The organism is Bacillus massilinigeriensis (assembly GCF_900117315.1).
GTDB classification, from domain to species: Bacteria; Bacillota; Bacilli; order Bacillales; family Cytobacillaceae; genus Bacillus_BE; species Bacillus_BE massilionigeriensis.
In genome coordinates this window covers 2,793,263-2,819,264 of sequence record NZ_LT630337.1, presented here as the reverse complement: position 1 = coordinate 2,819,264, position 26,002 = coordinate 2,793,263, and the positions used below count along the sequence as shown (strand labels likewise).

Genomic DNA, 26,002 nt, shown 5'->3' with positions numbered 1-26,002 from the left:
TTTGTTTTTATTTTTTATTTATATATAAATATAATACAAAGGGGTTATTGTATGGCAGAATGGATAAACGGTATTGCTAAAATTACGTTGCCCACACCATTTCCGGTGGGAGATGTAAATGTGTATGTAATAAAGGGCGAAAGATTAACACTTGTGGATGCAGGGGTGAATACGGAAGCTGCTCGGGAAGTGTTTAATAACGAGCTTCAAGAGCTCGGTCTTACTCCAAAAGATATTGAACAGATTGTTTTAACCCATCATCATATTGATCATATCGGTCTACTTGAATATCTCTCTCCAGATCTCGAAGTCTATGGTCATCCTTTCAATAACAGATGGCTTGAGCAATCAGAGCAATTCCTCGAAGAGCAGCGACAATTTTTCTATAAGATGTTTACTGAATTCGGTGTGCCTGATGAATTCTTACCTTTAATTCAATTATTAAAAAAACAATTTAAATATTCCTCGAAGCGTTCTCTTTCAGGGATATTAGTTGAAGGGGATATTCCTAAGGGTTTGTCAGAATGGAGGGTTATTGAGACACCAGGACATGCACAAAGCCATATTGGGCTTTTACGTGAAAAGGATGGTACCTATATCGCTGGTGATCATTTACTCGCTCATATTTCTCCGAATCCACTTATTGAGCCACCACTTCCCGGATCAATGGAGCGTCCTAAATCGCAGCTTCAATATAATGATGCCCTAAAGAAGCTTTTGCATTATCCAATCAATCTTGTATATACTGGACATGGTGATGAGATTACAAATGTTCCAGAATTAGTTGAAAAACGGCTCAATCGTCAGCATCAGCGGGCGATGATGGTGAAAAAATGGTTAGAGACAGAAGCTTTAACTGTATTTGAAATTTGCAAGCGTCTTTTTCCAAAGGTGTATAAACGTGAATTGATGTTGACGCTTTCTGAAACCGTTGCTCAGACGGACTATTTAGCTTCTATAGAAGAAATAAATATCGATAGTAAGAATGGAGCATTATCATACATGGTTAAATCATGAGAGGACTGATACGGTGAATCGCCTTAAGGGAAAGAATGTCATAATAACTGGAGCATCAGGCGGAATTGGAGCTGAAATCGCCAGGCTTTGTGCAGAAAGAGGGGCCAATCTCGTTCTTTTGGCGCGAAGCATGGATAAGTTAGAGGCTCTAAAAATCGATTTAGAGAGTTGTTTTTCTGTTCCTGTTGAAGTGCATCAGCTTGATGTATCTGATAAGGATCAAGTTGAACATGTATTTAATGAAATCCTCAAAAAACAAGAACAAGTGGATGTTCTAGTGAATAACGCTGGCTTCGGTATTTTTCGTGAGGCACATGAAGCGAAGCTCGACGAAATTCAATCGATGTTTGATGTCAATGTGATTGGGTTGATGGCCTGTACCCTAAAGGTGTTGCCATCTATGCGAAGAAGAAAGAGTGGACATATTATCAATATTGCCTCACAAGCAGGAAAATTAGCTACTCCGAAATCAAGCGTGTATTCAGCAACAAAGCATGCGGTGCTTGGTTTTACAAACAGTTTGCGCATGGAGTTATCAGATTATCATGTCTTTGTGACTTCGGTTAATCCAGGTCCCATCTCTACGAATTTTTTTCAAATTGCTGATGAGAAGGGTACATATGTTAAGAGTGTCCAAAGATTTATGCTTGATCCAAAATATGTGGCCAAAAAGATTGTGGACGCAATGCTAACCCCAACAAGGGAAATTAATCTTCCGCGCTGGATGAATGCGGGAAGCGTGATTTATACCTTGTTTCCAAGGGCGTTTGAAAAAATCGGGAAGAGGTTTTTTGATCGAAAGTAGGAAGGGGCTTGTTTGTCCCTTCTTTTTTATGTACTTGGGAGGGCTAGATGCGAGTGGTTTTTTAGGATGTATTTTTTGTGAAGGGAGGGGAGTGGGGTTGTAATATGCGTATTTTGGATGTGGTGAGTAATTTTAATTTCGTGAATAACCCTTGGACTTTCATGAGTGAATATATGGTTTCCGAATAAACCTGATTTTCGCGAGTGAATTTGGGTTTCGCAAATTTTTGCGAGTGTGAATTATGATTACGTTTTGTGAAAAATCCTGGGGTTTTCGCGTGTATTATGATTTCGCGAATAAGTCTTGATTTTCGCGAATAAATTTATGAATTTGCGAATAAACCTGGATTTTTGCGAATAAATTTTGGTTTCGCGAATAAATGTCTAGTTTTCGCGAATAAATTTCAAATTTCGCGAATATTTCCGATGATTTCGCGAATAAATTTTATTTTTCGCGAATAAACGCAGTTGAAACCAATATTTAAAATGAATAGAATAGGCCCACTCTCATAAATCAAGCATTTTTCAAATGATTAACATTATTTTTCCATTTCATATGACAATTTTTTACGAACCTCTTGTCCATCATTCACCTTTTCATGGTTAAGATGCAACAAAATCTGACCCTCCCATCGTCATTCCAACTGAATCAACTGAGCAAATCAGGAAAGAATTCATAGACTACATCATTTATGACCTCATATAATTCTGTTTCTCTATCCACCATCCTCATACATATCAATGACATTCTTATCGCAGGTTAATGGGCAGTAAGACCCCACTTCAAGAATTAGAGAATTCGAAGAAAGATAAGCGGGGATCGCCCGTAAACGTGCAGATTGGTTCAACTAACCATCAGTGGGGGATGAAAGAAAACCCCCACTGGTGGAAGTTTCACTATATATAAATCCTCATAATCCTTCTCCATCAGAGGTAGTTCTGTAGTTCTTCACCCCCACGATAATATTGCTTCATTCCGCTCTCCATCCATTTATCCATCCATTTTTTGTCCATATTTTTTTGCATCTCAGCTGTCAGTTTAACAGGTTCAAGAATAGACGCTAGGTGGTTTAGTAAAAAAATCCCTATTGAAACCGAACGTATATTCTTGTATGCTTATGAATAGAATAATATAAGAACACTTGTTCCTAATTTCTAGTGATAAGAGGGAATGATTATGATTGATTACAGCAAGATGCCACATAACAAAATCTTATGTGTGGACATGAAAAGCTTCTATGCCAGCTGCTCAGCTGTTATGGAGGGACTAGATCCTCTTACATGTTATCTAGCGGTTGTCGGAGAAGAGGAGCGGCAGGGAAGCATTGTGCTCGCAGCCTCACCACAATTAAAAAAGGAATTTGGAATTAAAACAGGTAATCGAAGGTTTGAAATTCCTGATGATCCGCGGATTAAAATAGTCGCACCGAGAATGGCTACTTATTTAAGAATTTCTACTGAAATCTCACGCGTGTTTCACCGATACGTGCCGAAGGAAGATATTCATACGTATAGTGTGGATGAGAGCTTCATTAAGGTTGATGGAGCGGTTAAGCTTTGGGGTGATGCTCATACGATTGCACGGAAAATAAAGGATGATATTGAACGTGAAATGCAGCTTCCCTGTGCGGTGGGAATTGGCCCGAATATGCTTATGGCCAAATTATGCCTAGACCTTGAAGCAAAAAAAAAGGGAATTGCGGAATGGACTTATGATGATGTTGAAACGAAACTGTGGCAGGTCTCGCCATTAAGTGAGATGTGGGGGATTGGGCGCAGAGTGGAAAAAACATTAAATGGAATGGGAATTTTCACTGTTGGTCAGCTTGCACGTTTTGACTTGGAGCAGCTTGAAAAGAAGTTTGGTGTGATGGGAAATCAGCTTTACCATCATGCGTGGGGAATCGATCTTTCTGAAATGGGAGCCCCTATCATAGAGGGACAAATCAGCTTTGGAAAAGGTCAAATATTACTTAGGGATTATAAGCAGGAGGATGAAATAAAAGCTGTCATTTTAGAAATGTGTGAGGAGGTAGCAAGAAGAGCGCGCACGGCATGTAAGGCAGGAAGAACGATTAGCTTGGGGCTAGGTTATAGCCAGGACGAATTTGGTGGAGGATTTTATCGTTCTAAGACAATTTCTCAGCCAACGAATATTACAATGGACCTTTATCACATCTGCTTAGAGCTTTTTCATCGGTATTATCAAGGGAAAACGGTTCGGCAAATTAATATTGCTCTTAGCAATATTGTGGATGATACCGAGCTTCAGCTTAGTTTATTTGATTTAAATGGCTGGAAAAAAAGAGATCTCGGCTATGTAGTTGATTCGCTTCGCCGTCGTTTTGGCTCTGATGCTCTTCTCCGTGCAGTCTCTTATACGGAAGCAGGAACGGCAAGGCACCGAGTAAAATTAATCGGAGGACATAAAAGGTAAGGAGGTAGCGTAATGATTCGTGATCGTGGTCGAATGAAGTGGGTTTCCATGATGCTTCCGGAACATGTGAAATTATTGCGTGATTGGGTGAAGGAAGATACGTATGAGCAAAGAAAGGTACTTGATGAACAGCAATGGGATGTCTTGAATGAGATTGTCCAAGAAGCCATGAAATATAGGAATCATGTTACAATGACCTATTATGATAACCATCGCTATGAAATGGTTGTTGGGGAGATTCATCATTGGGATGATTTGAATGAAACATTCCATATTACTGATCATTTTGGAGAGGTTCATCGTTTAAGGAAATCTGATATTGTTGATGTTCAATTAATGGAGGAATAGGGTCGCAGAAAATCTGACCCTATTCCTTTTCTTCCTTCGGAGCACGAACAACGGACGAGAAATTTCCTTTATGGCTTCCATCACAAAAAGGCTTTTTAGAAGACAAGCCACAGCGGCAAAGAGAAAAACTGGGCTTTGTTTCAAATTTATTTCCTTCCGCGTCCACAAGCTCCACATCACCTGTAATACGTAAAGAACCATTGTCATTTACTTTAATTGTAACCTTTGACATATCCAATCCCTCATTTCTTATTACTATATATTACATATAATGGTAAAAAATTCAATAAATCAAGTTAAAAGATGATGCTTTTCTAAATTCCTTTTCAAATTCGTTGAAATCCTGCCAAACTAGCATATTAAAATTCATTCATATTTTCGTCTGCACCTACATGTATTGAAAGTAGTGGAAAAACATCATCGTAGGCGCAGGAGGGAATAATGAGAGCGAAGAATTGGTGTGGATTTGTCGTATGCCTTTTTCTTTTAACAGGCTGTAAATACGATACTTTGGAGGAAGCAATAAAAAAGGATATTCCGTTTAATGTAGCTAGTGTTATTCATATTGAAAAAGTAAAAGATGGAGCAGTGGTCCTATATACGACGGAGCAAGAGCAGAATTTTCATATCATCGAGACGGTAGCCGTGGCATTTGTGAGCGGAAATGACAAGAATGGGTGGGAGAATATCGGAAATAATCATTGGGAATATGAAGGAAATCAAGATTTTTCCGTCTACACGAATACGTTTTACAAATACGATAAGAAGGGCAAATTAGAGCAAAAAATCCCTGTTGTTTACGGAATGGTGCAAAGTGAAGCAATTGAAACGATACAGTTTCAGGCTACAGGGAAAAATCAAAAATATGAGGACATAGACATCATTAAAAAGAATGGCAAGAGGTATTTTATCAAGCTTGATTCATATCAAAAGAGCATGGGGATTACAAAGGAAGGGAAAAAAATCATAGCCAATCTGCCCTCTTGAAAACCAATTCATCTAAAAACTCATCAACTGCCTTCTCGTAGCCCTCTTGATTTTCATTAAAAGATTGCGCATGAACACCGTTTGGAGCGAGGAATAGCTTCTTAGGCCCTTTCTTCCGTTCATACAACGCTTTGGTCATCTTAGGTAGTATATAGTCATCTTTTTCACTATGAATGAAAAGAATGGGCTTTTGAATATTTTCAATGACTGAGATAGGGGATAACCCTTTAAGTGAGTATTTTCCTCGAATTCGCAAAAAGATTTCAGCAATAGGCAAAATAAGCCTTGGTGGTAGTTTCATTTCCGTTTTTAATACATTGCTTAATTGTTCTCTAAAATCAGAAAACGGGCAATCTGCAATGTAAAAGTCAGCACCATCCTCGATGCTTCCTGCATAAAGAAGCATGGTTGCAGCCCCCATGGATTCTCCGTGTATGCCAAGAAATAGATGGGGGCCTATATCCTCCTTTAACCAGTCCACTACCGCTTTTAAATCAAATTTTTCAAAATAACCGTAGCTAGTTGTTTTTCCACCTGATTCTCCGTGTCTGCGGTGGTCATAAATGACAGCATTAAATCCCCGCTCTAAAAAGAGATTCATATATTTAATGGAGTTTACCTTGTTTTCGGTTACACCGTGAGAAATGATAACGTACCGATTGGTATGATGTGGTTCAACGACAATGGCCTTTAATAAGTAACCAAAAGGAGAATCAATCAAGATTTCGCGTTTTGGTAACTTGTGAAATTGAACGGGATTTAGTCTCTTCGCTTCCTTTTCTCGGTTGAAAATAAGATTATCTTCCTTCTTTTTAATAAACATAATCCGATTGGTAAAATAAACACCAATAGATGTTAGCAATACGAAAAAGGAAAATAGAAGGCGAAGTAAGATTTTCAAGTGAATCCCTCCCAAGTAGTCATTTTCTTTATTTTACCATTTGGCAGATGGATGAGAAAGATGATTCGAAAGTAAGAGAATGGGCATGGAAAACAGCTGACAATGTTTACAGGGCAAAAAAAGATACCCAGGAATAACCTAGGTATTCATCGTCTATTGTGGTGTATTTTGTCTTTTCGTTGGATGGATGGCTGTTTCTAAATCCTCGGCAGCAATTGTTTGTTTGACTGTATTGGCATTGGGTTTTCCTTTTTGGCTATTGCCCTTATCACGCTTTTGACTCATCTTTTTCAGGACTCCCTTCTATAGGCTTCACTAAATAAGATGGATGAACCCTTCAATCCTTATTCATATTCTTTTTTATAAGCCAGTCAATATTTTAACGAAAGAAAAATGTGAATTTTGACAAAATTAGAGGAATTCTGCGTTTGTGTCAAGTATAATGATAAGAGAACAAATGATGTACATAAGGGAGAGGGATGAAAGAATGTCAGCAACTGAGGTTGTGATTGTAAGCGCTGTCCGCACAGCAATTGGGAGTTTTAATGGAAGTCTAAAGGGGATTTCAGCTCCTGAGCTTGGAGCTATAGCAATAAAGGGGGCTCTTGAGAAAGCGGGTGTGAAGCCAGAGGCAGTTGATGAAGTCATCTTGGGGAATGTTCTTCAATCAGGATTGGGACAAAACCCTGCACGTCAAGCGGCATTAAAGGCAGGCCTTCCTGAAACAGTATCTGCTTTTACCGTTAATAAGGTTTGTGGATCAGGAATGAAAGCGGTTCATCTAGCAGCCCAAGCCATAGCAGCTGGAGATGCAGAGGTAGTTATTGCAGGTGGAATGGAGAATATGAGCCGTGCTCCGTACGTATTAAACAACGCAAGAGAAGGCTTCAAAATGGGCAATCAAACATTAGTCGATACGATGATTCAGGATGGCCTATGGTGTGCATTTAATGACTACCATATGGGAGTTACAGCAGAAAACTTAAGTGAAAAATACGATATTAGCCGAGAAGAACAGGACGAATTTTCGGCAAGAAGTCAACAAAAAGCAGCAAAAGCAATTGAAGACGGGAAATTTAAAGACGAGATTGTTCCAGTTGTCATTCCACAACGCAAAGGTGACCCTGTCGTATTTGAAACAGATGAATATCCTAAAAAAGGAACAACAGCGGAAAAATTAGCTGCCTTAAGACCGGCATTTAAGAAAAATGGTACAGTAACTGCTGGAAATGCATCAGGACTTAATGACGGGGCAGCTGTCCTTATTGTGATGAGCAAGAAAAAGGCTCTTGAACTAGGTGTAACACCACTCGTGACAATTAAAGGGAAGGCCAGTGCAGGAGTAGATCCAAGTATTATGGGGATTGGACCTGTAGAGGCAGTTAAGAAGGCTTTAAAGAAGGCAGAAATCTCTATTGAAGAATTAGAATTAATTGAAGCAAATGAAGCCTTTGCTGCACAATCAATAGCAGTTGACCGTGAGCTTCACTTTAATCAAGAGATATTGAATGTCAATGGTGGGGCGATTGCATTAGGCCATCCAATTGGGGCAAGCGGAGCAAGAATTCTAGTAACGCTAATCCACGAAATGAAGCGCAGAGAAGCAAAAACTGGCTTAGCAACGCTTTGTATTGGCGGCGGGCAGGGCGTAGCAACCATAGTGGAGTTAGCCTAAACATTTTATAAAGAAATAATGTTTAAAATTGGAAAAAGTACAGTGAAATACTGTACTTTTTTTATGTATGATGATGTTATAATAGAAAAAAACAAAAAAGAGGGATTGTCATGAAAAAGCATCAAGCAAAGCCAAAACAAAAAACGGATGATAAACCACTCACTTTAGGAGATTTACTAAATAAAGAACTTGTTAATCAATTAAAAGAAACAAAGACCCAATTAAAGGTAGAGGAAGACCGAAAAAAAGAATTAGAGGAAGAACGTAAAAGAGAAGCGCGTAGACAAAAGGAAAAAAATAAATCCTTTGAGGAGCTATTAAATGAAAGTGAGCTTAATTGGAAGGAATATAAGTGAACCGTTCATTCATAAAAAGGGTGGAATTATTTTATTTGATGGGGAATGCAATTTTTGCAGCAGCAGCGTTCAATTTATCATTAAAAGAGACCTAATAGGTTATTATCAATTTGCCTCTGTACAAAGTGAAATAGGGAAAAAAATATTAGAACAATATCATGTAGCAGAAAATATAGATAGCTTATTTCTCATTGACAACCAAAAATATTATTACAAATCCTCAGCTGCCCTTCGTATTAGTAAGAATTTAAAGGGATTTTGGAAGCTAGGATATTATTTCTTAATTATTCCAAGACCATTAAGAGATTTCATATATGATATCATTGCGAAAAATCGTTATAAGTGGTTTGGAAAAAGGGAGAGCTGCATGCTCCCATCACCTGAAATAAAAAATCGATTTTTATAATAAAAAGGAAAGGTTCCATTTTATTACGGGCGCCTTTCCTTTCAATTATTTCAACATCTACAATCGATGCTCCTGATATTTATTTGCATTGGAAATCGAGTGAATGATTTCGACATCTTCCTTGCTCAGACTTTGACTTTTAATTGCCTGTGCATTTTCTTTTAGCTGACTTACGGAGCTCGCACCTGCAATAACAGATGCCATACTAGGATGTGCTAAAAGATATTGCAGAGATATTTCTGTGAGGGAACGATTTTCAGCAAGCCGTGTTTTTAACTCTGAAACCACTTTTGCAAGCTCCTCATAGCTGTAGTCTAAGTATCCATTTTCCTTCACAGAAGAAGAAGCCTTTTGAAGCATGGCTTCACTTAATAACCCTTTAGCAAGCGGTCCTCGAGCAACAACACTGATTCCGTTTTTCTGAAGTAAAGGAAGGGCTTGTTCCTCCGGGCGACGGTCAAGAAGGCTATATTGCATCATCACCGATACGATGCTCGATTTTTTTACATATTCGTTAATCACAGTAGGCCGAATAGAAGAAATTCCATAGTATCGAATCAGCCCCTCGGATTTCAATTCTTCAAATGCCTCAATTGTTTCCTCAATCGGATCAACCATTGTCCCACCATGGAGCTGGTATAAATCAATATATTCCATACCCAAACGTTTTAGGCTTTGTTTAACCGCTTCCTTAATATAAGCCTTCGACGGATCCCAGTGCCAGCCTAATCCATCTTCATTCCAACGGTTTCCAACCTTTGTTGCTATAATGACCTTTTCGCGTACAGGTTTTAAGGCCTGTCCAACGAGCTTTTCGTTTACACCGTGGTCATACAAATCAGCGGTGTCGAAATAATTGATTCCTTCTTCTAATGCAGTCTCAATGATGGAACGGGCTTGAACCTCATCTGTACCTAATGACATACAGCCTAATCCAAGCTCGCTTATATAGAGATCAGATTTTCCTAATTGTCTTTTTTTCATCCCAGTCACCTCTATATTATTGTAACGAAGGTATCAAAATTAACCAACTTTTAGCAATTAGGAAATAATAAATTTTAACATAAAATAAGTCAAGTGGTATTGCTGTTTAGAATCTATATACCAAATGATTGGGCTTGTTTTCAATCCTTGCAAGAAACTGCTTTAGTCCAATCTTTTAACAAAGTATAATATTGAAGATTTTCTTTTAACTTTTGTCTAACTTCCCATGCCTTACCAACCAATATGATGCCTTTATCATGAACATAGATCTTCATATCCTTCGTCCTCCATCTTATGTATGATAAAATGTATGAACAACCAATATATGAATAGAACAGGAGTGACAAAATTAATGAGTCGCTTTGAAGAAAAAACGATGAAATCAGAGAAAATATTTTCCGGAAATGTGGTTAGCTTGCAGGTCGACGAGGTCAAATTACCAAATGGAAAGACTTCGAAGCGTGAGCTAATTAAGCATCCTGGCGCTGTTGCCATCCTTGCGATTACTGATGAAAACAAAATCGTGATGGTTGAGCAATATCGAAAAGCGTTAGAAAGAGAACTGGTAGAAATTCCTGCTGGAAAATTAGAAAAGGGTGAAGAGCCTAGAATTTGTGCAGAGAGGGAATTGGAAGAAGAGACAGGCTATGAATGCGAAAGCTTGGAGTGGTTAATTTCATTCTACACATCTCCTGGATTTGCTGATGAAATTGTTCATCTTTATCTGGCAAAAGGTCTTAAACAAAAAGAAAACGCTGCTTCCCCAGATGAGGATGAGTTTGTCCAATTGATTGAGCTTACCCTTGATGAAGCCCTTCAATATGTGAAGGAGCAAAAAATTTATGATGCTAAAACGGTTTTGGCTGTTCAATACTTACAATTACAAGAGGCATTAAAATAGTGGAGCATGTTTATGTAGATTTACATATTCACATCGGGAGAACTTCATCTGGAAGAGCTGTAAAAATTACAGGAGCAAAATCGCTTACCTTTTCTAATATCATTGAGCATGCAAGAGACAAAAAAGGTCTAAATATGGTAGGAATCATCGACTGCCATTCACCAGAGGTCATCATGGAAATGGAAACACTTATGCAAGCCGGTGAATTGATTCAACATGAGGCTGGTGGTTTATTTTATGGTGGACTATCGATAATTCCAGGATCGGAATTAGAAATTTATGATGAAAGCTGTCATGGTCCTATTCATGTCCTATGCTTTTTTCCAACACTTGAAATCATGAAAGAATTTTCAGCTTGGCTTTCAGGCCATTTGAAAAATATCCATTTAAGCTCTCAAAGGGTATATATCACAGGCCTTGAACTGCAAAATAAAGTGAAGAGCCTCAAAGGGATATTTATACCTGCACACGTCTTTACCCCATATAAAAGCTTATATGGAAAAGGGGTGGAGAAATCCTTAAAGGAAGTATTCGATCCAAAGAAAATTGATGGAATAGAACTCGGCCTTAGCTCCGACACAAGTATGGCTGACCAGCTAAAAGAACTGCATGATTACCCGTTTGTCACCAATTCAGATGCTCATTCACTAGGGAAAATAGCAAGAGAATATCAAACCATGCTAATGGAAACACCCACCTTTGAAGAATTGTTCTGGGCATTAGAAGGTAAAAATGGGAGAAAAATTATCGCAAACTATGGATTAGATCCATTGTTGGGAAAATATCATCAGACCGTTTGCGAGAAATGTGATACTCCTTTAACTGGTAACGAGAAAACATGTTTGCATTGCGGAAGCGAAAGGTTTACAAAAGGGGTTGCCAATCGAATATTAGAATTAAAATCAGCCAATGGTCCAAAAGCAGGTCGCCCTCCATATGTCCATCAAGTCCCCTTAGACTTTATTCCAGGGCTTGGACCTAAGCTTCTTGAAAAACTACTTGATCATTTTGGAACAGAAATGGCCATCCTGCACAAGGTCCCTTTCGAATCCTTACAGCAAGTAGTTCCACAGAAAATTGCAGAACTAATTGTCAAGGCGCGTAGTGGAGAGCTAAAGCTGAGTGCTGGTGGCGGTGGAAAGTATGGAAAGGTTGCAATGAATAAGATAGAGTAAAATATTAGCCGATAGCTTGCATCGAAAGAACTATTACTTGCAAGCTGTCGGCTGTTATATTTTGGGGACTAAAAGATTTAGGTTACCCTCGGACTTTTGCGAACACACATGTATCACGCAGTTGTTTCCCGTCAGCGCTCAGCAAATCCTTTCTCAATATTCCTTCCAATGTAAATCCCAATCTCTCTGGAATTTTCCGGCTATTAATATTTTCAGTATCACACCTAATTTCGACTCGATTAGCTTTAAGATGGTCAAAAGTGAAATCTGTTAAGCCTGTAACAGCCTCAGTAATATACCCGTTTTTTTGAAAGCGAATGTCACACCAATAACCAATCTCAAACTTTCCTACATCCCAATTGATGCGATGTAATCCCGTTCCACCAATGAACTGTTGGTCCTCTTTTCGGAAAATATGAAGACGGAAATCCTCACGAAGAATGAACTTAGAGTAGGCCCTTCGAATATCCTCCTCTATTTGTTCAATGTTTTGGACCCTTTGTGCCCAAGGCATCCATTTTTTTAAATCATTTCTTGAGTGATAAATGGCATCAGAAAGGGTTTTTCCGTCCCCAGGTAAACATGGCCGAATGAAAAGTCGTTCAGTTTCAATTTTGTCTGGAAAATCAATCAAAATATGACTCACTTATCTCACGCTCCTTATATATTAGTGAAGATTATATCTAAGCTTGTGTACAGAATTCAACCATTTTTTTCTAAATTGAAATCTAGTATTTTGGAAAATTACTAGATTTGATAGTCATAGGGATAAAAAAATGAGCATAAAATTTAGCAATAGATGACAGGGAGGAATTAGGCATGAGAAGAAAATGGAATCAAAATGTAGTCGTTAAACATATTAGCGAACATTCCTCAATTTATATATTTATTATCGTATTATTTCTTATGGGTGTCATTTTTGGAGCCATTGTTGTGAATAGCCTTAGTTTGAATCAAAAGGAGGATTTATTCTATTATCTTTCCCAATTTTTTGGACAAGTTTCTGATGGAAAGGTAGCTGACTCGAGGGATTTATTTATTCAAAGCTTTCTTCATAATAGTAAATTTATCGGCTTATTTTGGATCTTAGGGATTTCAATTATAGGTTTACCAGTTATCTTGATTTTGTTATTTATGAAAGGAATGGTTGTAGGGTTTACCGTTGGATTTTTAGTTAATCAAATGAGCTGGAAGGGATTTTTATTATCTTTTGTCTCCATCCTTCCACAAAATTTCATTATTATCCCCATTTTTATCATAGCGGCAACAATGGCTGTGTCTTTTTCTCTGAGAATGGTAAAAAGGGAATTTATGAAAAAAATAGGTCAGCCATTTCTGCCTTTATTCGGAAAGTATATTTTTTCATTCAGTATAGCCATACTGTTCATTGTTGTGGCTGCAGCAATCGAGGCATATATTTCCCCAACCCTTATCAAAACTGTAATACACTCCATTTAAGAAAGGACTCTATCGTTTTTTATAATAGATACTAAATGATAATTATTATTGAATGTAAATTGTAATTATTTTATTTTGAAACGGGTAAAGTATCTGTTATAATGAGAATGATAGTGGCGGGGGAGGAAGTACAAGAATGGAAACGAGAATTGAGAGAATAAAAAAGCAGTTGCATTCATCAAGTTATAAGTTAACACCGCAGCGGGAAGCGACCGTACGGGTTTTACTTGAACATGAAGAGGATCATTTAAGTGCAGAAGACGTGTACCTCCTAGTAAAAGAAAAATCGCCTGAAATTGGATTAGCAACTGTTTATCGAACTTTAGAGCTACTAACCGAATTAAAAATTGTTGATAAAATCAATTTTGGTGACGGAGTCTCAAGATATGATTTAAGGCAGGAAGGTGCTGCTCATTTTCATCATCATTTAGTATGTATTGAATGTGGAGCAGTAGATGAAATTCAAGAGGATCTTCTTGAGGATGTTGAAGCTGTTATTGAGCAAAGATGGAATTTTAAAATTAAAGATCATAGACTTACCTTCCATGGAATTTGTCATCGATGTAATGACAAATTGTCGGAGGAATCTGCTTTAAGAGGCTGACAGAATGGTCAGCTTTTTTATATTAACTTTGAATCTTCAAGATCTAAAGAAATTAATATTGCTTTATAAAGGTATAAATCTTGTCCAAAATGGCATATGTTGTACTATATAGTCCATTTTGGAGGAACAATCATGAAATCGTGGTTTACTCTTATTTTTCAAACAATAAAGGTATTTGTTCTTTTTACCGGGTTTACGATTCTATTTTATTATGGAATCATGTGGTTAAATGAAGAATACGAGAACTATCATCACTTTGATGAACCAAAGGGAGCAGCTATTAAGGTATCAGCTAGCGAACATGAGGAGGATCATTGGTGGTTTAACCGGTTAATTTTGTTCTATTTAAATGGGGAGTAATGAACGTGGAAAATCATTTAAAGGATTTTATTCATTTCTTAATGGTTGAAAAAGGATTAGCAAAAAACACAATTGTATCTTACGAAAGAGATTTAAAAGGCTACCTATTCTATTTAGCTGATATTGAGAATATATCGGATTTAAATCAAGTACAGAGGCTTCAAATTATTCATTTTTTGGGTAACTTAAAGGATGAGGGAAAATCCTCAAAAACATTAGCAAGACATGTGGCATCGATTCGATCATTTCATCAGTTTTTACTCAGAGACAAGGTAGTTGATCATGATCCTTCCGTCCACATTGAAAACCCTCAGCTTGAAAAGTCACTCCCAAAGGTATTAAGTCTTAAAGAGGTAGAAATTCTATTAGAAACCCCGAAACCAATTAATCCATTTGGTTTGCGAGATAAGGCTATGCTTGAGCTTTTATATGCTACTGGCATTCGCGTTAGTGAGTTAATTTCATTGAATACTGGTGATGTTCATATCACAATGGGCTTTGTCCGCTGTATTGGGAAAGGCAATAAGGAGCGGATTATTCCAGTCGGGAAAACTGCTCTCCAAGCAATAAAGAATTATCTAGAATTAGGGAGACCTGAATTAAGGTCAAGTAAACATAATGATGAAGCATTGTTCTTAAATCATCATGGGAAAAGATTAACTCGTCAAGGCTTCTGGAAAATTTTAAAAAGACTAACTCAGGAGGCTGGGATAAATAAGGATCTTTCACCACATACCCTTCGTCATTCTTTTGCCACTCATTTATTGGAAAATGGAGCCGATTTACGTGCAGTACAAGAAATGCTAGGTCATGCAGATATATCGACTACTCAAATTTATACACATGTGACGAAGACACGATTGAAGGATGTTTATAGCCAATTCCACCCGCGGGCTTAGTTCGAAGTTTAATAGATTGTAGTTGTTCAAAAAGCTGCCATAACTTTTGGTAGCTTTTTTATTGTATTATTCATAACCTATTTAGTAGAATAAAGATGTCAGACTTCTGACTTCAAAACGATATTTGGTTAGCTTTTTTAGTAAAGGGCAACATATCATAATATGGAACCGCATACAAAATAAAGCTATGGTTTCAAGACGAAGTTTATACATAAAGGAGGAGCTTTCATGACAAATCAATTTAAAAGAATTTTTATCATTGTTATGGATTCAGTTGGTATTGGTGAGGCACCAGATGCGAAAGAATTTAACGATATAGGCTCTAATACTTTTGGTCATATTGCAGAGAAGATGAACGGACTTCAAATGCCCAATATGGGGAAATTAGGGCTAAGTAATATAAAAGAAATTAAAGGAGTTCAAAAAGAAGCGAAACCTCTTGCTTTTTTCACGAAAATGCAGGAAGCATCAAATGGAAAAGATACGATGACAGGTCATTGGGAGATGATGGGGCTAAATATTCAAACCCCTTTCAGAGTTTTTCCCGACGGCTTTCCGCAAGAATTAATTACTGAATTAGAGGAAAAAACCGGAAGAAAGATCATTGGAAATAAGCCTGCAAGTGGAACTGAAATCCTTGATGAACTTGGCGAAGAGCACATGAAGACGGGGGATATGATCGTCTATACCTCTGCTGATTCAGTTTTACAAATAGCTGCACATGAAGAAATTATTCCACTTGATGAGCTTTATAAAATTTGCAAAATTGCAAGGGAACTGACATTAGATGAAAAATATATGGTTGGGCGTGTGATTGCGAGACCATTTATCGGTGAGCCAGGCAACTTTAAACGCACACCAAACCGTCATGATTATGCATTAAAACCTTTTGAAAGAACCGTCATGAATGAGTTAAAAGATTCAGGCTTGGATGTTATTGCCATAGGAAAAATATCTGATATTTATGATGGAGAAGGCGTAACAGATTCTCTACGCACTGTATCGAATATGGACGGCATGGATAAATTAGTGCAAACCTTAGATATGGATTTTACTGGAATTAGCTTTGTCAATTTGGTTGATTTCGATGCGCTTTATGGACACCGCAGAGATCCTATAGGCTACGGAAAAGCTTTAGAGGAGTATGATGAAAGGCTTCCAGAGGTATTTGAGAAAATGAAGGAGGATGATCTCCTCATCATTACAGCAGATCATGGAAATGACCCTGTACACCATGGTACAGATCATACTCGAGAATATGTTCCACTTCTAATTTATTCAAAGAGCTTTGATGAGGGAAGGGAATTGCCAATTCGTGAAACCTTTGCAGATATCGGGGCAACAATAGCTGAAAACTTTCATGTGAAGATGCCTAAATATGGGAAGAGCTTCCTAAACGAATTAAAGTAAGGAGAGATTTAGATGGATTTTACAAAGGTTCAAAATGCAGCGAGCTTTTTAAAGTTAAGATACACGAGTCAGCCTAAGATTGGTTTAATTCTTGGTTCTGGGCTTGGGGTATTGGGAGATGAAATAGAAAACCCGGTGAAAATACCATACGAATCCATTCCTGATTTCCCAGTTTCAACGGTAGAAGGACATGCAGGACAGCTAGTTTTTGGAATGATCAATGGAGTTCAGGTAGTTGCTATGCAGGGACGTTTTCATTACTATGAGGGATACAGCTTTGACAAAGTAACATTCCCTGTACGTGTAATGAAGGAGCTTGGAGTAGAAACAATTTTTGTTACAAATGCAGCGGGTGGAGTAAATGAAAGCTTTTCTCCAGGCGATTTGATGCTTATATCAGATCATATAAATAATATGGGCTCAAACCCACTAATCGGACCGAATGATCCTAAATTAGGTGTCCGTTTTCCGGATATGTCTGAGAGCTATTCAAAGGAGCTTCGGTCAGTTGCTCGAAAGACTGCTGAAAAACTTCAAATAAAAATTCAAGAGGGTGTCTATGTTGGAAATACAGGCCCAACCTATGAAACCCCTGCAGAAGTTCGGATGATTCGTTTATGGGGTGGGGATGCAGTTGGTATGTCAACCGTTCCTGAAGTAATCGTTGCTCGTCATAGTGGTATGAAGGTATTAGGAATATCTTGTATATCCAATATGGCTTCTGGAATTTTAGATCAGCCCCTTAATCACGAGGAAGTAATTGAAACGACAGAAAAAGTTAAAATTAACTTTTTGAAATTTGTAAAGGAACTGATTAAAGAAATCGGAGCATAGGTGTTTACAAATAAGTCTGTTAATATCACCCTAGCTTGCCATGTAATACAAGTGGGGTGGAAGAATGACCTTATTCACTCAATATAAAAAGAAGTGGTGAGAAAAATGAGAATGGTTGATTTAATCGAAAAGAAACGTAATGGAGAGGTACTTTCAACAGAAGAAATTAACTTTATCATTCAAGGATACACAGAAGGGTCGATACCTGATTATCAAGTGAGCGCACTTACAATGTCCATCTACTTTCAGGGCATGAATGATCGTGAAAGAGCCGATTTAACAATGGCCATGGTTCAATCAGGTGAGCAAATTGATCTCTCAAAAATCGAAGGGATTAAGGTTGATAAACATTCTACTGGAGGAGTCGGTGATACCACCACTTTAGTATTAGGTCCACTTGTTGCCGCAGTTGGAGTACCAGTAGCCAAAATGTCAGGTAGAGGGCTAGGTCATACGGGGGGTACGATTGATAAGCTTGAATCCGTATCAGGATTTCATGTTGAAATCGACAAGGATGAATTTATCAAACTTGTCAATGAAAATGGGATAGCTGTTATCGGACAAAGTGGAAATTTAACACCTGCAGATAAAAAGCTTTATGCACTCCGTGATGTGACTGCAACTGTAGATAGTATTCCACTTATCGCAAGCTCAATCATGAGCAAAAAAATAGCTGCTGGTGCAGACGCTATTTGTTTAGATGTTAAGACGGGTGCAGGGGCATTTATGAAGTCTCTAGCAGATGCAAGGGAGCTTGCGAAAGCCATGGTTCAGATAGGAAATAACGTAAATAGAAAAACTATGGCCGTTATTTCTGACATGAGTCAGCCTTTAGGTTTTGCGATAGGCAATGCTCTTGAAGTGAAGGAAGCAATCGATACATTAAAAGGAAACGGCCCTGAGGACTTAACAGAGTTATGTTTAACACTAGGAAGTCATATGGTATTTTTGGCGAAAAAGGCAGACTCTTTAGAAACAGCGAGAGAGCTTTTGAAAAAAGTAATCAAAGATGGTTCAGCATTAGAAAAATTTAAGACATTTTTGTGTGCTCAAGGCGGGGATCCTACGGTTGTTGATGACCCTTCTAAACTACCTCAGGCTAAATACATAATAGAGTTAGAGGCAAAAGAAACAGGATTTGTATCAGAAATCGTAGCGGATGAAGTTGGTACAGCCGCAATGCTATTAGGAGCAGGTCGTGCGACAAAGGAATCCAAGATTGACCTAGCTGTTGGACTTATTTTGAACAAGAAAATAGGGGATCACGTAGAGAAGGGCGATTCTCTTGTAACCATCCATAGCAATTTTGAAAATGTCCAAGAAGTGAAGGAAAGATTATATCAAAGTATTAAAATCAGTAGTAATAAGGTCACACCTCCTTCACTAATTCATGAAGAAATAACAGAATAATAATCGATTAAAAAATGCCAAGGATTTGTAATCCTTGGCATTTTTTTATTCCAGTCCTATCGAAAATGGGTAGGTATTGAATACGTAAGATATATGATAAAAAACAAAAGGTAAAAATTGTATATATTTATCGAAAATGGAAAAAATGTAATTATTAAGAATGGAGGGTTACTGTCATGAAACGTATTGTCTCTTTATTGTTAGTATTTACATTTCTTGCACCAAATTTTTCACAGAATGCTTATGCAGAAAAACAAACAGGAGTTCAACTTGTTGATGATGCAAAGTCAGCCGTATTGATTGAAAGAGATACTGGGACCGTCATTTATGATAAAGATAGTAAAAAGCGTTTACCCCCTGCAAGTATGACGAAAATAATGACCATGTTATTGATAATGGAAGCCATTGACAATGGCAGTTTAAAAATGAATGAAAAAATTAGAACAAGTGAATATGCCGCCTCTATGGGAGGTTCTCAGATTTTCCTAGAGCCTGGGGAGGAAATGACCACAGAGGAGATGTTAAAAGGAATTGCCATTGGTTCAGCAAATGACGCATCTGTTGCAATGGCAGAAAGGCTTGCTGGATCAGAAGAAGCCTTTGTCGAGTTAATGAATAAGAAGGCTAGAGAATTGGGCCTTAAAGATACTCATTTTCAAAATACAACTGGGCTTCCAACAGAAAATCATTATAGCTCAGCATATGATATGGCAATAATGGCAAAAGAACTACTGAAGTATGATCAAATTACTAAGTTTACCGGAACCTATGAGGCGTATTTAAGAGAGAATACGGATAAAAAGTTTTGGTTAGTTAACACAAATCGCTTAGTGAAGTTCTATCCAGGAGTTGATGGATTAAAGACAGGATATACCAATGAAGCAAAATATTGTCTAACTGCAACAGCACAGAAAAATGGGATGAGGGTTATAGCCGTTGTATTTGGTGCAACAACCTCAAAAATTCGAAATGCACAGGTAACAAAATTACTGGATTATGCCTTTAGCCAATATGAGACGCATCCAATGTATAAGCGAAATCATTTACTAGGAAAAGTTACTATTAGCAAGGGTGAAAAAAGAACGGTTGAGGCCGTAACAAGTGAACCTATCAGCTTGTTAACGAAAAAAGGTGTAGATATTAAAGATGTTAAGCAAAAAATCATTTTAAGCAAAAACATAAAAGCACCAATTAAAAAGGGCGATAAGATTGGAACATTAAAAATTACAAAAGAAGGTACAACGCTCGTGTCAAGCCCACTGCTGGCAAAAGAGGATATCAAGGAGGCAAGCTGGTGGGGTCTCTATAAAAGATCGATTGGTATGTTTTCAAAAGTTGAAGAATGAGTAAATGAACCATAATTTGATGTCGAAACCATTTGTAAAATTATCTTTTTTTATCGAAATGACACTAGTTTTGTCCATAGGAAGGAAATTGTAGAAAAAATATCGAATTGACTCACTAAATAAGACTAAGGAGGCTATGGTAGTGAGTCTTAACATTCGATTGGAAACAAAGGGTGACGTACTTTGTATTCGTTTAAGTGGTGAATTAGACCATCACTCAGCGGATCTTTTGCGTGAACAAGCAGCAAAAACGATAGAAAATGAAGACATTCGTCATATTGTTTTAAATTTAGAAAACCTTACTTTTATGGACAGTTCTGGGCTAGGTGTCATACTTGGTCGATATAAACAAATTCAACCATTCCATGGAGAAATGGTCGTGTGTGCTATCTCCCCTTCTATTCAAAGACTATTTGATATGTCAGGCTTGTTCAAAATCATACGTTTGGAGCCGACAGAAGAATTTGCTTTGCAAAGATTGGGGGTTGCGTAAAGATGAAAAATGAAATGAAGCTTCAATTTCGAGCGTTGAGCCAAAATGAATCATTTGCACGAGTTACCATTGCCGCATTTGTAGCACAACTGGACCCAACGATGGACGAATTAACAGAAATCAAGACGGTCGTCTCAGAAGCAGTCACTAATTGCATTATTCATGGTTATGAAAATGATGAAAATGGAATTGTTTATATTTCTGTGAGCATTGAAGATGGTTTTATAGATATGTCTATTAGTGATAAAGGGAAAGGAATTACTGACATAGAAGAAGCGAGACAACCCCTTTTTACAACAAAACCGGAATTAGAAAGATCAGGAATGGGATTCACGATTATGGAAAATTTTATGGATGAAATTGAAATACAGTCCGAACTTGGTAAAGGTACTGAAGTTCGATTAAGGAAGCATTTATCAAAGAGTAAAATGCTATGCAATTAAGGGAGTCTTGCCTATGGATGTGGAGGTTAAATCAGATAAAAAAGAGACCTATTTAAAGGATCATGAAGTGAAGGAACTGATTAAAAAAAGTCAGGAAGGAGATCAATCCTCTCGTGACTTAATCGTTCAAAAAAATATGCGTCTTGTTTGGTCGGTTGTTCAACGTTTCTTAAATCGTGGATATGAGCCGGATGATTTATTCCAAATCGGCTGTATTGGGTTATTAAAGTCTGTTGATAAATTCGACCTAAGCTATGACGTGAAGTTTTCAACCTATGCTGTTCCAATGATTATCGGTGAAATTCAAAGATTCATACGTGATGATGGTACGGTGAAAGTAAGCAGATCACTGAAAGAATTAGGAAATAAAATAAGAAAAGCAAAGGATGAGCTGTCCAAGTCACTTGGGCGAATTCCTACAATTAGCGAATTAGCTGAGTATCTTGATATTCCAGCTGAAGATATTATCCTTGCTCAGGAAGCTAGCAGAACTCCTTCATCCATTCATGAAACCGTCTATGAAAATGATGGTGATCCAATTACATTGTTAGACCAAATTGATGATGGGAACGAGGGAAAATGGTTTGATAAAATCGCCTTGAAGGAAGCCATCAGCGAACTTGATGAACGGGATCGCTTGATTGTTTTCCTGCGATATTATAAGGATCAAACCCAATCAGAGGTAGCAGAACGACTGGGGATTTCACAGGTGCAGGTGTCAAGACTAGAAAAGAAAATATTGAGATATATGAAAGACCGTATGGAAATTTGATTTCTATGCGGTTTTTTGTTTGTTTTATTTGGTCTAAAAAAACTGCTAGTGTGATTTGCCTGGTTGGCCACGAAGCGCACATAAAGCCCTGTCACGGATGAAAGGATGACTTGCGGAGAAGTGCACGAAGCGTCCATTTTGATAAAAAAAACTGGTGCTAATAAAATGTTAATTTGTCCCTGAAGCGTCCATTTTGATGGAAAAGCCTCATCGCGGATAAATGGTGATTATCGCGGATATATTGGAAAAATCGCGGATAAATCGAAAAAATCGCGTATATATTCCAAAAATCGCGGATAAAACAAAATAATCGCGGATATCCATAATTAGTGGATATCTATTATCCCTTTGGGCTCAGAAATTGCCTTCATATATGGGAAAAAGCAGCAAATCCATCCTTAGTATCAGTTTCTGTTAAACTAGAAAACCCTCATCATGGTGGATAAAAGCCCATTTTCGCGTACAAATCAGCAAAAATTGCGAAAAAAAAACAGGATACCGAATTATTCGGGTATTGAATCCAATATTTTCGCCAACTAATACGCTAAACTAGCAAACAGCACTATAGGAATGGTTTGTTCCGGTGGCATGAACACCTGCTTTTCTAAAATTTGGTCATCATGAAGTCAAAATTTGTAACTCATACTATTTATACGGGTAATCAATGTGTGGGGAGTGAACAGAATGGGAAAAACGATTTATATTCGTATGCGTCATCGTATTCAAGTTCGACCGCACCAAAGTGTTTATCTACATGATGTTGCTCAAGTGATCGCAGATGAAACCATCATAGATCAGCTAAATAAGCTTCAAGTCCATAAAGTATCAAAGCAAGATAAAAATTATATTATTATCGATGCGATGGTGGTTATAAGTAAAATAGCAGAATTGTTTTCAAATGTTGAGATTCAAACATTGGGACCATCGCAAACGATTATTGAAGTTCTTTTAAAAAAGAGAAAGGTTTCAGTACCTTTATTTCTTCTCGTTTGGTTCCTGCTATTTTTCGGATCTGCCCTTGCCATTATGAACTTTCATGACGATGTAAGCATGCAGAGTGTTCATCGACGACTATATAAAATCATCTCTGGGAGAGAAATAGATAAGCCTTTAATTTTTCAAATCCCTTATTCTCTAGGATTAGGTCTTGGAATGATTCTATTTTTTAATCATATCTTTCAGAAAAAATTTAACGAAGAACCGAGCCCTTTAGAAGTGGAAATGTTCAATTACCAGCAGGACTTAGATAATTACGTCATTATGCATGAAAATAAGGAAAGCTTTAAGAAAATAGATGATCATTAGTGCCTTATTTATTATGTTCTTAGGTTTTGCTGGTGGTTTATCAGTTGGATCAGGTTTTGTAGCATTTTTAACCGTTCTAGGAATTATCCCACGGTTAACTCAGCTTACAAAGACAATGGGAATGATCCATTGGTACGAATGGGCAGTAGTATGTGGAGCAATAACAGGAACCATTGGAAGTCTTATGGAGCCAATGGTTCTATTGCCAATTATGCTATTGATTCCAATTGGTTTGTTAAGTGGTGTTTATAATGGAATGTTAGCAGCCGCTCTAACAGAGGTATTAAATGTATTTCCGATTTTAGCAAAGCGTGTAAGAATAGATGATAAAATCATTATTCTCGTGATGGCATTTGTTTTTGGTAAAATATTTGGTTCTTTATTTCAATGGATTTACTTTGTAAATGAATAAAAGAAAAGAGAATCTACATTAGTTGAAACCAGAAAGTATACCATCAAGGAAGGGACATCCAATATGAGTAATCGACGGCGAGTCATTATTGTAACAGATGGAGACGAATATGCTAGAAAAACAGTTGAACTTGTAGCGAGGAAAGTTGGGGGAAGATGTATCTCAATGTCCTATGGAAATCCGTCTGGTAGGTCTGGTCCCGAACTAATTGGATTAATTAAGAAAGCACCAAATGATCCTGTGTTTGTCATGTTTGATGATAGTGGGTTTGTTGGTGAAGGCGCAGGAGAAAGGGCAATGAAGTATGTTGCTAACCATCAAGATATTGAAATATTAGGAGTAATAGCTGTTGCGGCAAAAACAAAGCAAAACGAGTGGACAAGGGTAGATGTTTGTATTGATCGTGATGGTGAGTTGACACCCTATGGAGTCGACAAATATGGGATACCGGAATTGGAAATAGGTCGTATGAATGGTGATACGGTTTATTGCTTGGACCAATTAGATGTCCCAATTGTTGTTGGAATTGGCGATATCGGAAAGATGGCAAAAAAAGATCATGTCGACAACGGATCTCCTATAACGATGAAGGCAGTAGAGCTTATTTTAGAAAGGAGTGGATTTTATGCCAAAGACGAGCTCTAAGCGGATTCCTATCTCCGATTCACTTGAAAAAAACGAACAATACATGAAGGACCGTGTTGGCCTAGGGGTTAGCTTTGACTTAGGTGTGAGAAAGATAAAAGTCCTCAAAAAAGGGGTCAATATATATTATGTAAATGGATTATGTGATACAAGTTTTATCGTAGCTATTTTAAGAGAATTAATGCGGGTAAATGATTTTGAAAAACAGTCATCTAAGCTATACGAAATTATTGAAAATCGGTTAGTCAATCAATCCCTTAAGCCGATTCAATATATGGATGAGCTTGTCGATGAAGTTTTATCGGGATTGATTGTTGTGGTCATGGAGGGTGAAACGACTGGGTTTGTGGTTGATGTTAGGAGCTATCCCGGGAGACAGCCACAGGAACCTGATACCGAAAAGGTCATTAGAGGATCTAGGGATGGTTTCGTAGAAAATATCATTTTAAATACGGCATTAACTAGAAGAAGAATTCGTGATGAGCGGCTCCGCTTTGAAATTATGAGAATCGGGGAGCGTTCTAAAACGGATGTTGCCATTGGATATTTGAAAGACGTAGCTGATCCAGATTTGGTCTCTATCCTCAAAAAGGAGCTCAAGGGAATTGAAATAGATGGCCTTCCGATGGCAGATAAGGCTGTAGAGGAGTTTCTGGTCAGACAAGGATGGAATCCATATCCGCTTGTGAGATATACAGAAAGAGCAGATATCGCGTCAACCCATTTATTAGAGGGCCATGTCATTATTTACGTTGACACTTCTCCAAGTGTTATTATCACACCAACTACCTTTTTTCATCATTTGCAGCATGCTGAAGAGTATCGACAATCACCAATGATTGGAACTTTTATCCGATGGGTTCGATTTATAGGGGTTATTGCATCGCTGTTTTTACTTCCCCTTTGGTTATTAGTCGTATTAGAGCCATCTCTACTGCCAAAGAGAATTGCCTTTATTGGACCAAATAAAACGACTCATATTCCGATTATTCTTCAGATGTTTCTCGCAGATTTTGGAAACTTAATATTAAGAATGGCATCCATTCATACACCAACTGCCTTATCAACAGCTATGGGTTTAATTGCGGCCGTATTAATTGGACAAATAGCCATTGATGTTGGGTTGTTTGTACCAGAGGTTATTTTGTATATTTCAGTGGCAACAATTGGTACATATTCAACTCCAAGTTATGAATTAGGAATTGCAAATACACTAGCTAGATTATTATTGCTTTTATGTGTATCACTCTTCCACACGATTGGATTCGTCATTGGATTAACCTTGTATTTGTTATTTCTTGTATCCATCCGTTCCTTAAATACTCCTTACCTATGGCCGTTTTTCCCTTTTAACCCATCTGCCATTTTACATGTAATATTCAGAAGGTCGGTTCTATCGTCGATTGTCAGACCAAGTATTGTTCATCCGTTAGATCGGTTCAGGCAGCCAAAAAAATCATAATTTAGACTATCACACCTCTTAATAGAAAATCCCTTAAGGGGTGTCTTTTTATGGACTCCTTCCTTTATTGCGGATTTTAAGTCAGTGTGGTAAAGTAATTTTTAATTAAGCAAAGGATTAAAGGATGTTGGATTGAATTTATTCTTATTTTCGTAGAA

At 37.6% G+C, this 26,002-nt stretch carries 31 protein-coding genes; 25 read left to right on the top strand and 6 right to left on the bottom strand.

The genetic code is table 11. The annotated features are described in order from the left end of the window. Window positions 1-51: 51 nt before the first annotated feature. The 4 genes from BQ6100_RS14070 to BQ6100_RS14055 all read left to right on the top strand — a co-directional run bounded on the left by BQ6100_RS14070 (window position 52) and on the right by BQ6100_RS14055 (window position 4,606). Window positions 52-1,017, top strand: coding sequence for an MBL fold metallo-hydrolase (locus tag BQ6100_RS14070; protein WP_075982220.1), 966 nt, complete (start codon window positions 52-54; stop codon window positions 1,015-1,017). A 13-nt stretch (window positions 1,018-1,030) separates the two neighbouring features. Further along, window positions 1,031-1,822, top strand: coding sequence for an SDR family NAD(P)-dependent oxidoreductase (locus BQ6100_RS14065; RefSeq protein WP_235816529.1), 792 nt, complete (start codon window positions 1,031-1,033; stop codon window positions 1,820-1,822). A 1,176-nt stretch (window positions 1,823-2,998) separates the two neighbouring features. Next, window positions 2,999-4,258, top strand: a complete 1,260-nt coding sequence (locus BQ6100_RS14060) for a Y-family DNA polymerase (protein WP_075982218.1) — start codon at window positions 2,999-3,001, stop codon at window positions 4,256-4,258. A gap of 12 nt (window positions 4,259-4,270) precedes the next feature. Continuing rightward, the gene (locus tag BQ6100_RS14055) at window positions 4,271-4,606 is read left to right on the top strand and encodes a YolD-like family protein (protein ID WP_075982217.1); all 336 of its coding nucleotides are present in this window, start codon (window positions 4,271-4,273) and stop codon (window positions 4,604-4,606) included. A 19-nt stretch (window positions 4,607-4,625) separates the two neighbouring features. Here BQ6100_RS14055 and BQ6100_RS14050 read toward each other — a convergent pair whose 3' ends face one another. Next, window positions 4,626-4,838, bottom strand: coding sequence for a CDGSH iron-sulfur domain-containing protein (locus BQ6100_RS14050; RefSeq protein WP_075982216.1), 213 nt, complete (start codon window positions 4,836-4,838; stop codon window positions 4,626-4,628). A 209-nt stretch (window positions 4,839-5,047) separates the two neighbouring features. On the opposite strand from BQ6100_RS14050, the gene BQ6100_RS14045 reads away from it, so the two are divergent. Beyond that, window positions 5,048-5,593, top strand: a complete 546-nt coding sequence (locus tag BQ6100_RS14045; RefSeq protein ID WP_075982215.1) for a hypothetical protein — start codon at window positions 5,048-5,050, stop codon at window positions 5,591-5,593. Here BQ6100_RS14045 and BQ6100_RS14040 read toward each other — a convergent pair. Further along, window positions 5,571-6,494 carry an alpha/beta hydrolase gene (locus BQ6100_RS14040; protein ID WP_075982214.1) on the bottom strand — a complete coding sequence of 308 codons (924 nt, stop codon included), beginning with the start codon at window positions 6,492-6,494 and terminating at the stop codon, window positions 5,571-5,573. The two genes, BQ6100_RS14045 and BQ6100_RS14040, sit on opposite strands and share 23 nt — an antisense overlap. Before the next feature lie 153 nt (window positions 6,495-6,647). After that, the gene (locus BQ6100_RS21860) at window positions 6,648-6,779 is read right to left on the bottom strand and encodes a hypothetical protein (RefSeq protein ID WP_261798579.1); all 132 of its coding nucleotides are present in this window, start codon (window positions 6,777-6,779) and stop codon (window positions 6,648-6,650) included. A gap of 202 nt (window positions 6,780-6,981) precedes the next feature. Here BQ6100_RS21860 and BQ6100_RS14035 point away from each other — a divergent pair, with 202 nt between their 5' ends. From BQ6100_RS14035 to BQ6100_RS14025, 3 genes are all read left to right on the top strand, one after another. Next, complete coding sequence (locus BQ6100_RS14035; protein ID WP_075983579.1) at window positions 6,982-8,169, top strand: acetyl-CoA C-acetyltransferase; 1,188 nt, start codon at window positions 6,982-6,984, stop codon at window positions 8,167-8,169. Window positions 8,170-8,279: 110 nt separating this feature from the next. Next, window positions 8,280-8,525 (top strand): YqkE family protein, encoded by a 246-nt coding sequence (locus tag BQ6100_RS14030; protein WP_075982213.1) that lies wholly within the window; start codon window positions 8,280-8,282, stop codon window positions 8,523-8,525. After that, window positions 8,491-8,931: a thiol-disulfide oxidoreductase DCC family protein gene (locus tag BQ6100_RS14025; protein ID WP_075982212.1), complete on the top strand. Its 441-nt coding sequence runs from the start codon at window positions 8,491-8,493 to the stop codon at window positions 8,929-8,931. The genes BQ6100_RS14030 and BQ6100_RS14025 overlap by 35 nt, the downstream gene beginning before the upstream one ends. 57 nt (window positions 8,932-8,988) lie before the next feature. On the opposite strand, the gene BQ6100_RS14020 is transcribed toward BQ6100_RS14025, so the two are convergent. Both BQ6100_RS14020 and mciZ read right to left on the bottom strand, forming a co-directional pair. Further along, window positions 8,989-9,915, bottom strand: a complete 927-nt coding sequence (locus BQ6100_RS14020; protein WP_075982211.1) for an aldo/keto reductase — start codon at window positions 9,913-9,915, stop codon at window positions 8,989-8,991. Between the two features lie 140 nt (window positions 9,916-10,055). Beyond that, window positions 10,056-10,190, bottom strand: a complete 135-nt coding sequence (mciZ, locus tag BQ6100_RS14015; RefSeq protein ID WP_075982210.1) for a Z-ring formation inhibitor MciZ — start codon at window positions 10,188-10,190, stop codon at window positions 10,056-10,058. 77 nt (window positions 10,191-10,267) lie between these two features. On the opposite strand from mciZ, the gene BQ6100_RS14010 reads away from it, so the two are divergent. Both BQ6100_RS14010 and BQ6100_RS14005 read left to right on the top strand, forming a co-directional pair. After that, entirely contained in the window at window positions 10,268-10,816 is a 549-nt protein-coding gene (locus BQ6100_RS14010) for an NUDIX hydrolase (protein ID WP_075982209.1), read from the top strand. Continuing rightward, window positions 10,816-11,991, top strand: a complete 1,176-nt coding sequence (locus BQ6100_RS14005) for a TIGR00375 family protein (RefSeq protein ID WP_075982208.1) — start codon at window positions 10,816-10,818, stop codon at window positions 11,989-11,991. Before BQ6100_RS14010 ends, BQ6100_RS14005 begins: the two co-directional genes overlap by 1 nt. Before the next feature lie 82 nt (window positions 11,992-12,073). Here the strand turns inward: BQ6100_RS14005 and BQ6100_RS14000 are convergent, their stop codons facing one another. Further along, on the bottom strand, window positions 12,074-12,637 hold the full coding sequence (locus BQ6100_RS14000) for a GNAT family N-acetyltransferase (RefSeq protein WP_075982207.1): 564 nt from the start codon (window positions 12,635-12,637) through the stop codon (window positions 12,074-12,076). 173 nt (window positions 12,638-12,810) lie between these two features. Here BQ6100_RS14000 and spoIIM point away from each other — a divergent pair, with 173 nt between their 5' ends. The 15 genes from spoIIM (at window position 12,811) to BQ6100_RS13925 (ending at window position 25,844) form a co-directional block, all read left to right on the top strand. Then, complete coding sequence (gene spoIIM, locus BQ6100_RS13995; RefSeq protein WP_075982206.1) at window positions 12,811-13,449, top strand: stage II sporulation protein M; 639 nt, start codon at window positions 12,811-12,813, stop codon at window positions 13,447-13,449. Between the two features lie 136 nt (window positions 13,450-13,585). Further along, window positions 13,586-14,053 (top strand): ferric iron uptake transcriptional regulator, encoded by a 468-nt coding sequence (gene fur, locus BQ6100_RS13990; protein ID WP_075982205.1) that lies wholly within the window; start codon window positions 13,586-13,588, stop codon window positions 14,051-14,053. 132 nt (window positions 14,054-14,185) lie between these two features. Then, complete coding sequence (locus tag BQ6100_RS13985) at window positions 14,186-14,413, top strand: YqzK family protein (protein ID WP_075982204.1); 228 nt, start codon at window positions 14,186-14,188, stop codon at window positions 14,411-14,413. Window positions 14,414-14,418: 5 nt separating this feature from the next. Beyond that, on the top strand, window positions 14,419-15,312 hold the full coding sequence (gene xerD / locus BQ6100_RS13980) for a site-specific tyrosine recombinase XerD (RefSeq protein ID WP_075983578.1): 894 nt from the start codon (window positions 14,419-14,421) through the stop codon (window positions 15,310-15,312). A 228-nt stretch (window positions 15,313-15,540) separates the two neighbouring features. After that, the gene (gene deoB, locus BQ6100_RS13975; protein WP_075982203.1) at window positions 15,541-16,722 is read left to right on the top strand and encodes a phosphopentomutase; all 1,182 of its coding nucleotides are present in this window, start codon (window positions 15,541-15,543) and stop codon (window positions 16,720-16,722) included. Between the two features lie 12 nt (window positions 16,723-16,734). Next, window positions 16,735-17,556, top strand: a complete 822-nt coding sequence (locus BQ6100_RS13970) for a purine-nucleoside phosphorylase (RefSeq protein WP_075982202.1) — start codon at window positions 16,735-16,737, stop codon at window positions 17,554-17,556. Window positions 17,557-17,661: 105 nt separating this feature from the next. Further along, on the top strand, window positions 17,662-18,966 hold the full coding sequence (locus BQ6100_RS13965; RefSeq protein WP_075982201.1) for a pyrimidine-nucleoside phosphorylase: 1,305 nt from the start codon (window positions 17,662-17,664) through the stop codon (window positions 18,964-18,966). A gap of 176 nt (window positions 18,967-19,142) precedes the next feature. Then, window positions 19,143-20,312 carry a D-alanyl-D-alanine carboxypeptidase family protein gene (locus BQ6100_RS13960; protein WP_075982200.1) on the top strand — a complete coding sequence of 390 codons (1,170 nt, stop codon included), beginning with the start codon at window positions 19,143-19,145 and terminating at the stop codon, window positions 20,310-20,312. A 142-nt stretch (window positions 20,313-20,454) separates the two neighbouring features. Then, window positions 20,455-20,805, top strand: a complete 351-nt coding sequence (spoIIAA, locus tag BQ6100_RS13955) for an anti-sigma F factor antagonist (RefSeq protein ID WP_075982199.1) — start codon at window positions 20,455-20,457, stop codon at window positions 20,803-20,805. A 2-nt stretch (window positions 20,806-20,807) separates the two neighbouring features. After that, entirely contained in the window at window positions 20,808-21,248 is a 441-nt protein-coding gene (gene spoIIAB, locus BQ6100_RS13950) for an anti-sigma F factor (RefSeq protein WP_075982198.1), read from the top strand. Between the two features lie 13 nt (window positions 21,249-21,261). Then, a complete protein-coding gene (gene sigF / locus BQ6100_RS13945) occupies window positions 21,262-22,020 on the top strand; it encodes an RNA polymerase sporulation sigma factor SigF (protein WP_075982197.1) in 759 nt (252 codons plus the stop codon). 684 nt (window positions 22,021-22,704) lie between these two features. Next, a complete protein-coding gene (locus tag BQ6100_RS13940; protein ID WP_075982196.1) occupies window positions 22,705-23,325 on the top strand; it encodes a stage V sporulation protein AA in 621 nt (206 codons plus the stop codon). Next, complete coding sequence (locus tag BQ6100_RS13935) at window positions 23,315-23,737, top strand: stage V sporulation protein AB (RefSeq protein WP_075982195.1); 423 nt, start codon at window positions 23,315-23,317, stop codon at window positions 23,735-23,737. Before BQ6100_RS13940 ends, BQ6100_RS13935 begins: the two co-directional genes overlap by 11 nt. A gap of 63 nt (window positions 23,738-23,800) precedes the next feature. After that, complete coding sequence (locus tag BQ6100_RS13930) at window positions 23,801-24,382, top strand: stage V sporulation protein AE (protein WP_075982194.1); 582 nt, start codon at window positions 23,801-23,803, stop codon at window positions 24,380-24,382. Then, the gene (locus tag BQ6100_RS13925; protein WP_075982193.1) at window positions 24,363-25,844 is read left to right on the top strand and encodes a spore germination protein; all 1,482 of its coding nucleotides are present in this window, start codon (window positions 24,363-24,365) and stop codon (window positions 25,842-25,844) included. The genes BQ6100_RS13930 and BQ6100_RS13925 overlap by 20 nt, the downstream gene beginning before the upstream one ends. Window positions 25,845-26,002: the final 158 nt, after the last annotated feature.